Below are 11,719 nucleotides of genomic sequence, written 5' to 3'. Positions count from 1 at the left end.
TATCTTTTTACGTCGTATTTAAAACTTAAAATCGTCACTTTTGACATATTTGACACTTTTGTCATTTGACATAATTGTCATGGTGGCAAAATTGTCGTTATATTTTTTATATATAATAAAACACTCTACTTATTAGTAGAGTGTTTTGATTTTAAACAAAGCGATTATTAATCAGTTAAAAATAATTATTTAATAAATAACCTTAAATAAAATAATGTTATTTATTCGATTGACGTTTTGCTTGTTGTAATTTTTCATACGCGGCTAATAAAGATTGATGAACAGGCAAATTCGCTAATGATGGATCTATGGGTTGCAAGCCATAAAAAGGTTGTTTACCTTCAATTGCATTTAATGCAGCTTGCAGTGTTTCCTCGCCATACATACGAGAAAATGCCTCCATATATTGTGCAGGCTCACGCTCATGCTCTTCACGTAGGAGTAAAAGATTATGCAGGCAACGATAATAATTTTGACGCGCTGGTGTAAATAATGATGCGTTGAAATCTTGTGTCCACTCAACCCAAACTAATGCTTGTTCTAAATCGCCACCAGCGAGTGCTAACATTGATTTTAATTCACCTACACGTAAATGACTCCAACCATTATCTTTACCCGGTGCAATACCAATCATTTCTCTGATACGAGTAAAGTCATCTAAGCCATCTTCATCAAATTGGCCAATAAGTGAGAGGTACTCTTCTTTTGTGCCATGACTTGTTGGTAAAGAAAGAATGGTATCACGCCAATGGACACCCATAATGTTATTGGCTAGTTGCAGATCTTCAGCAGGATAAATATCGGATAAGCCAGGGACTAAAATACGGCAAGCATAAACCCCTAAATGGTCATAATCCATAATATACACTTCTGCATCACATTGCTGGCACAGTGACATTAATGTGTGGAATTCTTCTTCGGTTGAACCACTGAAATCCCAATCAACAAATGGATAGTCTGCATCTTTTTTAAACAGATCCCAACTAATTAAACCACTAGAGTCGATAAAGTGGGTTTCAAGATTAGTGTGGTCACCGACTTCTTCATCATCAAAACTCGGTGGATTGAAAACATCGAGATCTTTAAGGCTACGGCCTTGCAATAACTCAGTAACAGTACGCTCTAATGCCACACCAAAATCGGGGTGAGCACCAAAAGAAGCGAAACAAGTCCCATTTTGTGGGTTAAACAGCACGACGCAAATAACGGGGAATTGTCCCCCTAAAGATGCATCAAAACTAAAAATAGGGAAGCCTTCTTTTTCTAATGTCGTAATAGCTTCAATAACAGCAGGATAACGAGCTAAAACTTCATGGGGGATTTTAGGCAAGCTAATTCTTTCGCTGATAATTCTATTTTTGACATAGCGTTCAAACACTTCAGAAAGCCCTTGCACTCGAGCTTCATTTTGCGTATTTCCTGCTGACATACCATTAGATGCATAAAGATTTGCAATGATATTAACAGGTATATATACAGGTGTTTTATCTGATTGGCGAATAAACGGTAAGGCACAAATACCACGTTCTGAATTACTTGATTGTAAATCAACCAGTTCACTGCCACATAGCTCACCTTCAGGATCGTAAAATTGACGTAAACGTGCATCTAATAAGCCTTCAGGTACAGCATCATCATCTGTCAGTGGAAACCATTTTTCATTTGGGTAATGAACAAACTCACCTTCTGCAATATCAGCACCTAGCCAGAAATCAGAAAAGAAATAATTGGTTGAAAGACGTTCAAAATATTCGCCTAATGCTGAAGCCAATGCTGCTTTTTTAGTAGCACCTTTGCCGTTAGTAAAACATAACGGACAATCTTTATCACGAATATGAACAGACCAAACGTTAGGAACAGGATTTAACCATGAAGCTTCTTCAATGTTAAAACCTAACTGAGTTAATTTTTGCTGAAAGCTAGCGATAGAGTCTTCCAGTGCGGCATCTTTGCCGGGAATAAATGTTTGTGACATGGCAGGTTTCATCAATATTTTACGAGTGATAGTTAGGGGCACATGATACTGAAATCGTCGCTAATGCACTAATTATTTCTCGTGTCGGTTGATTTTAAATAACATTCCTTATCATTAATGCACTAATATATTAGTTCTTTTGATAAATTCGTTCTATTTATCACGGAATTACTGATAATAAATCATCATAATTAGACGCGATTTTATAGACTCATAAGGATTAAAAAATGATAAGAAAAACATTGCTAGCCAGCTTATTAACCGTAATTAGTGGTACTGTTTTTGCTTTACCTAATGTGACAATCCTCGCAACTGGGGGAACCATCGCAGGGGGGGGAGACTCTGCCACTTCTTCAAGCTACACAGCAGGAAAATTAGGCATTGATACATTGATTAATGCCGTACCTGAGGCAAAAAAAGTGGCTAACTTAACAGGCGAGCAAGTGGTTAATATTGGTTCTCAAGATATGAACGACCAAGTGTGGTTAAAACTGGCGAATAAAATTAATACGGATTGTGATAAAACAGACGGCTTTGTGATAACCCATGGTACAGATACGATGGAAGAGACCGCCTATTTTCTTGACTTAACCACAGCATGTAAAAAACCGGTGGTGATGGTAGGGGCAATGCGCCCAGCAACAGCATTAGGTGCTGATGGTCCATTAAACCTCTATAATGCCGTGGTGGTGGCAAGTGATAAAGCATCTGAAAATCGTGGTGTATTAGTTACCATGAATAATTCGGTGATTAGTGGTAAAGATGTTGTCAAAATGAATACGACAGAAGTGCAAGCATTCCAGCCGATTAATGCAGGTGCTCAAGGTTATGTTCATGATGGTAAAGTACACTATTACACTGCTGCAACACCACGCGCTGAGAAAGTTGCCTTTGATGTCAGCAAATTAACCGAATTACCAAAAGTAGGTATTGTTTATAACTATGCTAATGCATCTGATTTACCGGCTAAAGCGTTTATAGATAACCACTTTAAAGGTATTGTTAGTGCAGGTGTCGGCAATGGTAACTTATATTCTGACATCTTAAATACTTTAGCAGATGGTGTAAAAAAAGGTGTTGTTGTGGTTCGTTCAAGTCGTGTTCCGGTTGGATTTACCACACAAAATGGTGAAGTAGATGATGCAAAATATGGCTTTATTGCTTCAGAACGTTTAAATCCACAGAAAGCAAGAGTGTTATTACAGTTATCTTTGACAGAAACACAAGATCCCGCCACGATCCAAGAAAACTTTGAAAAATATTAATTAGATTTTTTGTTTTTTAGTTAAATCAGAAAACCATCCGCTGATAAATAGCAGATGGTTTTCTTTGTTAAATATTATTTAATTTTGCGTAATTTAGTATAAATTTTGATATCTTCTCTATTGTTTTGAATATTATTCATATTTTTATCGCGAGTGTATAATCGTTTAGTGTTGATAACACCATTATTTATCAGTTGGCTATCCTCACTAATATCTAAAGTTAAGTTTTTCATTTGGCTAATAGTATTTTTGGGTATTAACCCTATGTATGTCTCGCTATAGTTATTGTTATTTTTACCAGTATTAAGCCAATATTGCATGCCAATAGTTCCACTTTCCATATTGTGGAAGAAAGACTTATTTTGCAGATCTAAATATCCGCCTCTGGCGAGAATATATCCATGGTTATTAAATATTGTTTTATTTAGATTAAGTTGTATGGCATTTTTACTACGGTTACTACTTTCTAAACTACCATAATTATAAATAGTAGTATCAGAAGCATTAATAATGATGTTTTTAGAAGAGATTAAACCTTGTTTTTTAGGATCACCATTTTTATCACCTAATATTATCTGATTGGGGAGATTATTTCTTTTTATATGTGAGCGCATGGCGTATTCTTGTTTTAAGATACTTTCACCTTCTTTAATTATTATATCTCTTTTACCTGAATAAATATTTATATCTCCTTTAGAGGATATAAAGCCGTTTTCTAACTTAATGTTATTAGATATGATATTAAGTTTATTAAAAGAATGACTAGAACTACGGTCATTTTTGTTACTGAATACAATTTTTCCAATATGATCAATTGATTTTCCACCCCTATATCCTTTATTTATAGGAGCGATAGCTTTTTCTAAGCGGTAGCCGATTAATTCATCATTATTATTATTGATAACAGGTTTCCCTGTTGTTAACGTTTCTTGTAATGTATTCGAAAAACTACAATTATGGCATTCAATACCATTTGGGTTGGCTATAACAACATGAGCTGCATTGCCAGCTACCGCGATATTCCCCGCTAAGAATGACGTTGCTCCATTAACCACTTCATTAATAATAGTCTCAGCGGCAACCTCTTTATTATTTAAAATAATGCCAGCATCAGTTACATCAAATGTATCATATTTATTATGAGAAATACCTTTGGAATTTTTTGGTGCTATTAATATTTCTGCTTGTTTAGGATTAATTTCATTAGGTTTAACTATTGTTGAAGAGTCTTGATTAATAGAAATATATTTATAGCTAGTTTGTTCTACGGCCTGGCATATTGATGGTGTGTATATTACGCCAATTATTATTGCATTTCTTAATTTCATATGTTTACCCTTGTATATTATTTAGGGCTAATTTAGCGATATTAAAAACATAAATAAAGATAGTCAGGTTTAAAAGGCGTTTATTTATAAAAAATAAAAAGGCTATTTTTTTAATAGCCTTTTGGGTTATATGTTATTAATTTTTTCTTATATTGGAAACAACGATTTTTGCAGTAATAAATGCAATCAGTGGGGTAATAGAAAATACAATAAATAACCAATGGGCTGCATTTTGTGCGCCAGCAATACCTCCGGGGTTGGTTAATCCTGCCATATTTACAACAGTACCTGAAATGGCAGCACCTACAGCGGTTGAAAATAGCTGAATAGTGGTGATTGACGTCGCCGCTTTTTGCGCTTCTTCCCCTTGAGAAACCTGTAATACACGAGTGAGATAATGAGGCCAAGCCATGCCAATTCCTGCACCTGTAAAAAAGAGGGCTAGACAAATAATAATCACTTGCCCATAAGGTAAAAGAAGATAATTTGAAATTAATAAGCCAAGAACAATTATGGCAGTAAAGTTAATGGCAGGGCCGATACGCATAAGACGCTGAGCAATACCGCTTGGTTGAGATGAAGAGATAATAGCCGAAAAAGACCAACCAGCACCGACTAAAGCAGCTAAATAACCGGAAAGTAACGGAGTAATACCATGGATCATTTGTAAAAAATAGGGCACAAACACTTCTGTCTGAACACTTATTCCTAGCAATGCCATAGTCAGATAAATAGGGGATAGTGGGGCTGAAAAAGAGAATGTTCCTTTAGGAAAAAGCCCATCATGAGATCTCTTATCGATATAAATTAATAATAAGATAAAAATAATTGCTAATAGAAAAGATAAAATATGATATAGCGTAACGTGATACAAGCTACCGATTGAGATAGATAACACTGCTAATATTAATAAGGTAAGTTGTAGGTAGGGAAGTGATGTTTTTTTGTTAGCAATATCAGCACTGTTTTCCTTAGGAAGGATAGTAAACAGTAGAATAGCATAAGGAATGCCTACACAAAGAATAGACCAAAAAGCACCCCGCCAAATATTATATTCTGCAAATATTCCTCCTAATGCGGGACCCAGCAACGTTGATATTCCCCACATACTGGACATTAACGCCATAGCTCGAGACCATAATGGTTGCGGAAACATCACCCTGACCAATGAATAAGCTAAAGCCAGTAACATTCCGCCTCCCGCACCTTGAATAAATCGGCCAACCAACAAGATTGGCATTGAAGGGGCGGTAGCACAGATAATAGAGCCGACTAAAAAGCAGAGTGTGGCAAATAAGTAGCTATTACGTGGCGCGAGCAAAATTAATAAACGAGAAGTCAGCGCCGAAGAGAGAATAGATGCCAAAATAAAAACGGTGGTATTCCATGCATATAAATTAAGCCCCCCGATATCACGAACAATAGAAGGTAGGGTGGTAATGGTGATATAGACATTAATAGCATGTAATGCCACTCCCCCTGCTAAAGCGAGTGATTTTAGACTATTTCGTCCTTTAAGTAGCATTCCCCAGCTCGCATCTTCCTTTTTATACTGACTCCCCGACATAAAATACTCCTAACGATTATTTTTGTGTGCTACACATAATACGTAAGTTTACAAAAGTCATTGCGCCAATTAGAGGAGAATGATACAACCGATAGAGGTCGTTTTGTCAAAACATATTCAGATAGGGTGAATTTGAATGAGTCAGGTATATAACTTTAGTGCAGGTCCGGCCATGTTACCGGCAGAAGTTCTTCGTCGTGCAGAATTAGAATTATGCAACTGGCACGGATTAGGGCGTTCTGTTATGGAGATCAGCCACCGCAGTAAAGAATTTTTGGAGGTTGCCCATCAGGCAGAGCAAGATCTACGGGATCTACTCAATGTACCAGAAAATTATAAAATTCTGTTCTGTCATGGTGGCGCTCGTGGTCATTTTGCGGCATTACCGCTTAATTTATTAGGTGAGAAAACCACCGCTGATTATATCGATGGAGGATATTGGGCTAAAAGTGCTGCCGATGAAGCGGAAAAATATTGTTCACCTAATATCATTAAAATAAAGACAGAAATTGACGGTAAAATCGCGGTTAAGCCAATGAAAGAGTGGCAATTAAGTGATAATGCAGCCTATGTGCATTATTGCCCAAATGAGACTATCGATGGGATTGCTATCCACGAAGAGCCGGATTTTGATGATAAAAAAATTGTTATTGCCGACTACTCTTCCGCTATTTTATCTCAGCCACTTGATGTTAGCCGTTTTGGCATGATTTACGCTGGAGCACAAAAAAATATTGGTCCTGCGGGGTTAACACTGGTAATTATTCGCGAAGATTTACTGGGTAAAGCACGTAAAGAAACCCCTTCAGTGTTTGATTACACAGTACTGGCTGAAAATGACTCCATGTTTAATACACCGCCGACTTTTGCTTGGTACTTATCAGGCATGGTGTTTAAATGGTTAAAAGAGCAAGGTGGCTTGCAAGAGATAGCAAAACGCAATTATGAGAAAGCGACACTGCTTTATAGTGCGATTGATAACAGTGATTTCTATATTAACCGTATTGCCACAGAAAACCGCTCTTTGATGAACGTACCTTTCCAAATGTCTTCTCCTGCTTTAGATGCGGTTTTCTTAAAAGAAGCTGAAGAGCAAGGATTAGTTGCGCTGAAAGGGCACCGTGTTTCAGGCGGTATGCGTGCATCTATTTATAACGCAATGCCTTTTGCTGGTGTACAAGCATTAGTTGATTTTATGGCTGATTTTGAGCGTCGCCACGCTTAATGGTTACCTTTTCACTGCTGCAAAACCTGCCTTATTGGCAGGTTTTCTGATAATTAAAGCACAGAGAGCCAATAACTGTTATCTCTGTGCCAATATGGCAAATAGATAAATATTAATTACGATAATCATACTATTTGACATTATTACACAGCGTCTCTACCTATTTTGACTTATCTAGCGGAGCTTTTACCTGTTTATGGAATCGTTGACATTACAACCCATCGTACATATTGAAGGCACTATCAATTTACCCGGTTCAAAAAGTGTCTCTAACCGTGCACTTTTATTGGCAGCCTTAGCCAAGGGAAAAACGCGTTTAACTAATTTATTAGATAGTGATGATATTCGTCATATGCTCAATGCATTAACTGCCTTAGGGGTACAATATCAATTATCAAATAATAATACGGTATGTGATATTGAAGGGTTAGCAGGTTCTTTTCATCCCCAGCAGCCACTTGAACTCTTTTTAGGCAATGCAGGAACAGCGATGCGCCCATTGGCGGCAGCTTTAAGCCTCGGAGAGCACGATATTGTTCTTACGGGTGAGCCTCGCATGAAAGAGCGTCCTATTGGTCATTTAGTGGATGCGTTACGTCAAGGGGGGGCAAAGATTGATTATCTTGAACAAACGGACTATCCGCCGCTACGTGTTTGTGGGGGATTTTCGGGCGGGAGTGTTGATGTTGATGGCACCGTTTCCAGCCAATTTCTGACCGCATTACTAATGATGGCGCCTTTAGCTCAGCAAGACACCACTATTACCATTAAAGGTGAGTTAGTCTCTAAACCTTATATTGATATCACGTTAGCCTTGATCTCCACTTTTGGTGGAGAAATTGAAAATCAAAACTATCAGCGTTTTATGATTAAAGGTGGTCAACAATATCAATCTCCGGGTAAATATTTGGTTGAAGGAGATGCATCCTCTGCCTCTTATTTTTTGGCGGCAGCCGCCATTAAAGGAGGGGTTGTGCGAGTAACAGGAATTGGTAAAAATAGCTTGCAAGGTGATATCCATTTTGCGTCTGTGCTTGAAAAAATGGGGGCTACAATACGTTGGGGTGACGATTATATAGAGTGTGAACGTGGCAAGTTAAAAGGGATAGATATGGATATGAATACTATTCCTGATGCGGCAATGACAATTGCTACGACAGCGCTCTTTGCTGAGGGTGAAACGACTATCCGTAATATCTATAACTGGCGGGTAAAAGAGACTGACCGTCTATCTGCCATGGCGACAGAATTACGTAAAGTTGGTGCGATGGTTGACGAAGGTCGCGACTACTTAACTGTGATACCGCCTAAACAGTTAACGACGGCTGAAATAAAAACCTATAATGATCACCGGATAGCTATGTGTTTTTCACTGGTGGCATTGTCTAACACGCCGATTACTATTCTTGATCCTGGCTGTACGGCAAAAACATTCCCTGACTATTTTGAAAAACTAGCAAGTATTTCTCATGCAAAAGTTTAATTAAAATAGCATCAATTAAATCGATAGTATTGGCTTTTCTCTAGTACGATACTATCGATTTTCTTAATTTAAGCGTGTTTTTATTCTATAAATAAGTAGATTAATAAAAAATTATCTTTAAAAAGCACAGCTTGTTTTTAACTGCTTGTTTCCTCCTCTAGAGAGTATGCGTATAATGACGCGCAATATATTAATACTGTTTTTCTCTGTTTAGAGCTTATGTTGTAGAACGCCATAGGTTCACGGCAGTAAATATAGAAAAACAGTGCCCATGAAAAGGAGAAACTCATGGCGGTTATCGTCCCTGTAATTACTGTTGATGGGCCTAGCGGAGCAGGTAAAGGAACATTGTGTCAAGCATTAGCAAAAGCCTTTGGTTGGCATTTACTTGATTCCGGTGCTATTTACCGTGTATTAGCATTAGCAGCATTACATCATCATGTGGACATTACATCAGAAGATGCATTAGTGCCTTTAGCGGCGAATTTGGATGTGCGCTTTATTCCTAATGAAAATGGATTAAGTGTTATTCTGGAAGGTGAAGATGTTTCAACCGAAATTCGTACTGAAACCGTTGGCAACACAGCGTCACAAGCAGCAACGTTTCCTCGCGTAAGAGAAGCATTATTACGCCGTCAGCGTGCATTTCGTACTGCACCGGGATTAATTGCTGATGGCCGAGATATGGGCACAATCGTTTTTCCTGATGCGCAAGTAAAAATATTTCTTGATGCCAGTGCGCAAGAGCGTGCACGTCGTCGCATGTTACAGTTGCAGGAGAAAGGCTTTAATGTTAACTTTGAACGCCTTTTATCCGAGATAAAAGAGCGTGATTATCGTGATAGAAATCGCGCAGTAGCGCCTTTGGTTGCGGCAAAAGATGCATTAATTCTCGATTCAACAAGCTTATCTATTGATGAAGTTATTGAAAAATCGTTAGCTTATGCGAAAAAAATCTGCAATTAACAGCGTAATTCGTTTTTATTTCATTTATACTAGGTAATTATTAAAATCGGGTTGACGTGTTAATGAATACACAATAATGCCCGATGACCTTGTCACAAAGGATGTAACGAGGTATGTGAAACAACCCCATTCGGCCGGATGCTAAATGGACGTTAATTAAATTTACTTGAAGATCATTAACATGACAGAATCTTTTGCTCAACTCTTTGAAGAATCCCTAAAAACAATCGAAACTCGTCCAGGTGCAATCGTTCGTGGCGTTGTTGTTGCTATCGATAAAGACGTTGTTCTGGTTGATGCAGGTCTGAAATCAGAATCTGCGATTCCTGTAGAACAATTCAAAAACGCGCAAGGCGAATTAGAAATCCAAGTGGGTGACGAAATTGACGTTGCTCTGGACGCGGTTGAAGATGGCTTCGGTGAAACCGTTCTGTCTCGTGAGAAAGCTAAACGTCACGAAGCGTGGCTGATGCTGGAAAAAGCTTACGAAGAAAACGAAACTGTTGTTGGTATCATCAACGGTAAAGTTAAAGGTGGTTTCACTGTTGAACTGAACGGCATTCGTGCGTTCTTACCGGGTTCACTGGTAGACGTTCGCCCAGTTCGCGATACAACTCATCTGGAAAACAAAGAGCTTGAGTTCAAAGTCATCAAATTAGACCAAAAACGTAACAACGTTGTTGTGTCTCGTCGTGCGGTTATCGAATCTGAGAACAGCGCAGAACGTGATCAACTGTTAGAAAACCTGCAAGAAGGCATGGAAGTTAAAGGTATCGTTAAGAACCTTACTGACTACGGTGCATTCGTTGATCTGGGCGGTGTTGACGGCTTACTGCACATCACTGATATGGCTTGGAAACGTGTTAAACACCCAAGCGAAATTGTCAATGTTGGCGACGAAATCACTGTTAAAGTCCTGAAATTCGACCGTGAGCGTACTCGCGTATCATTAGGTCTGAAACAACTGGGCGAAGATCCATGGGTAGCTATCGCTAAACGTTATCCAGAAGGTACTAAACTGACTGGTCGTGTAACTAACCTGACTGACTATGGTTGCTTCGTAGAAATCGAAGAAGGCGTTGAAGGTCTGGTACACGTTTCTGAAATGGATTGGACTAACAAAAACATTCACCCATCTAAAGTTGTTAATGTTGGTGATGTTGTTGAAGTTATGGTTCTTGACATCGATGAAGAACGTCGTCGTATTTCACTGGGTCTGAAACAGTGTAAAGCAAATCCATGGCAGCAATTCGCAGAAACTCACAACAAAAACGACCGTGTTGAAGGTAAAATCAAGTCTATCACTGACTTCGGTATCTTCATCGGCTTAGACGGTGGTATTGACGGTCTGGTTCACTTATCTGACATTTCTTGGAATGTTGCAGGTGAAGAAGCTGTTCGTGAGTACAAAAAAGGCGACGAAATCGCTGCAGTAGTACTGCAAGTTGACGCTGAGCGTGAGCGTATCTCTCTGGGCGTTAAACAATTATCAGAAGATCCATTCAATAATTACCTGTCTGCTCACAAAAAAGGTGCTATTGTTTCTGGTAAAGTAACTGCTGTTGATGCTAAAGGCGCAACTGTAGAATTAGCTGACGGCGTTGAAGGTTACCTACGTGCTTCAGAAGCTTCACGTGACCGCGTTGAAGATGCAACTCTGGTTCTGAATGTTGGCGATGCTGTAGAAGCTAAATACACTGGTGTTGACCGTAAAAACCGCGTTATCAACCTGTCTGTTCGTGCTAAAGACGAAGCAGATGAGAAAGACGCTATCGCTTCTGTAAACAACAAAGAAGAAGCTGGTTTTTCAAACAACGCTATGGCTGAAGCTTTCAAAGCAGCTAAAGGCGAATAATTTAAGTTATTAACGGAAGGCAACGAGAGTCGTTGCCTATTTATCGGTAGTCTAG

The 11,719-nt window shown here is 38.6% G+C and carries 8 protein-coding genes; 5 read left to right on the top strand and 3 right to left on the bottom strand.

Going from position 1 to position 11,719, the window contains the following annotated elements:
* Nucleotides 1-217: 217 nt before the first annotated feature.
* Nucleotides 218-1,975 (bottom strand): 30S ribosomal protein S12 methylthiotransferase accessory factor YcaO, encoded by a 1,758-nt coding sequence (ycaO, locus tag AACU98_RS02515; protein WP_036971369.1) that lies wholly within the window; start codon nt 1,973-1,975, stop codon nt 218-220.
* 227 nt (nt 1,976-2,202) lie between these two features.
* Between ycaO and ansB the strand changes: the two genes are divergently transcribed.
* Complete coding sequence (gene ansB, locus AACU98_RS02510) at nt 2,203-3,240, top strand: L-asparaginase 2 (protein WP_004244579.1); 1,038 nt, start codon at nt 2,203-2,205, stop codon at nt 3,238-3,240.
* Nucleotides 3,241-3,314: 74 nt separating this feature from the next.
* Here the strand turns inward: ansB and AACU98_RS02505 are convergent, their stop codons facing one another.
* Both AACU98_RS02505 and AACU98_RS02500 read right to left on the bottom strand, forming a co-directional pair.
* Nucleotides 3,315-4,568, bottom strand: a complete 1,254-nt coding sequence (locus tag AACU98_RS02505; RefSeq protein WP_161734698.1) for a two-partner secretion domain-containing protein — start codon at nt 4,566-4,568, stop codon at nt 3,315-3,317.
* Between the two features lie 136 nt (nt 4,569-4,704).
* Entirely contained in the window at nt 4,705-6,135 is a 1,431-nt protein-coding gene (locus AACU98_RS02500; protein ID WP_161734695.1) for an MFS transporter, read from the bottom strand.
* 136 nt (nt 6,136-6,271) lie between these two features.
* Between AACU98_RS02500 and serC the strand changes: the two genes are divergently transcribed.
* The 4 genes from serC (at nt 6,272) to rpsA (ending at nt 11,664) form a co-directional block, all read left to right on the top strand.
* Nucleotides 6,272-7,360, top strand: coding sequence for a 3-phosphoserine/phosphohydroxythreonine transaminase (serC, locus tag AACU98_RS02495; protein WP_004244582.1), 1,089 nt, complete (start codon nt 6,272-6,274; stop codon nt 7,358-7,360).
* Between the two features lie 196 nt (nt 7,361-7,556).
* Complete coding sequence (gene aroA, locus AACU98_RS02490) at nt 7,557-8,843, top strand: 3-phosphoshikimate 1-carboxyvinyltransferase (RefSeq protein WP_004252010.1); 1,287 nt, start codon at nt 7,557-7,559, stop codon at nt 8,841-8,843.
* A gap of 288 nt (nt 8,844-9,131) precedes the next feature.
* Nucleotides 9,132-9,809, top strand: a complete 678-nt coding sequence (cmk, locus tag AACU98_RS02485; protein WP_004244585.1) for a (d)CMP kinase — start codon at nt 9,132-9,134, stop codon at nt 9,807-9,809.
* A gap of 181 nt (nt 9,810-9,990) precedes the next feature.
* A complete protein-coding gene (gene rpsA, locus AACU98_RS02480; protein ID WP_004244586.1) occupies nt 9,991-11,664 on the top strand; it encodes a 30S ribosomal protein S1 in 1,674 nt (557 codons plus the stop codon).
* The last annotated feature ends 55 nt before the right edge of the window (nt 11,665-11,719 follow it).

Origin of the sequence: Proteus sp. G4380 (assembly GCF_963885725.1) — a bacterium.
GTDB classification, from domain to species: domain Bacteria; phylum Pseudomonadota; class Gammaproteobacteria; order Enterobacterales; family Enterobacteriaceae; genus Proteus; species Proteus mirabilis.
The sequence above is the reverse complement of the archived record's forward strand: the minus strand, read 5'-3'. Positions and strand labels throughout refer to the sequence as shown.

What these genes read in the sequence shown, in the direction of transcription:
- AACU98_RS02500 (WP_161734695.1), bottom strand. Translation starts at nt 6,135, where the DNA reads ATGTCGGGGAGTCAGTATAAAAAGGAAGATGCGAGCTGGGGAATGCTA.
- rpsA (WP_004244586.1), top strand. Translation starts at nt 9,991, where the DNA reads ATGACAGAATCTTTTGCTCAACTCTTTGAAGAATCCCTAAAAACAATC.
- ycaO (WP_036971369.1), bottom strand. Translation starts at nt 1,975, where the DNA reads ATGTCACAAACATTTATTCCCGGCAAAGATGCCGCACTGGAAGACTCT.
- aroA (WP_004252010.1), top strand. Translation starts at nt 7,557, where the DNA reads ATGGAATCGTTGACATTACAACCCATCGTACATATTGAAGGCACTATC.
- ansB (WP_004244579.1), top strand. Translation starts at nt 2,203, where the DNA reads ATGATAAGAAAAACATTGCTAGCCAGCTTATTAACCGTAATTAGTGGT.
- AACU98_RS02505 (WP_161734698.1), bottom strand. Translation starts at nt 4,568, where the DNA reads ATGAAATTAAGAAATGCAATAATAATTGGCGTAATATACACACCATCA.
- cmk (WP_004244585.1), top strand. Translation starts at nt 9,132, where the DNA reads ATGGCGGTTATCGTCCCTGTAATTACTGTTGATGGGCCTAGCGGAGCA.
- serC (WP_004244582.1), top strand. Translation starts at nt 6,272, where the DNA reads ATGAGTCAGGTATATAACTTTAGTGCAGGTCCGGCCATGTTACCGGCA.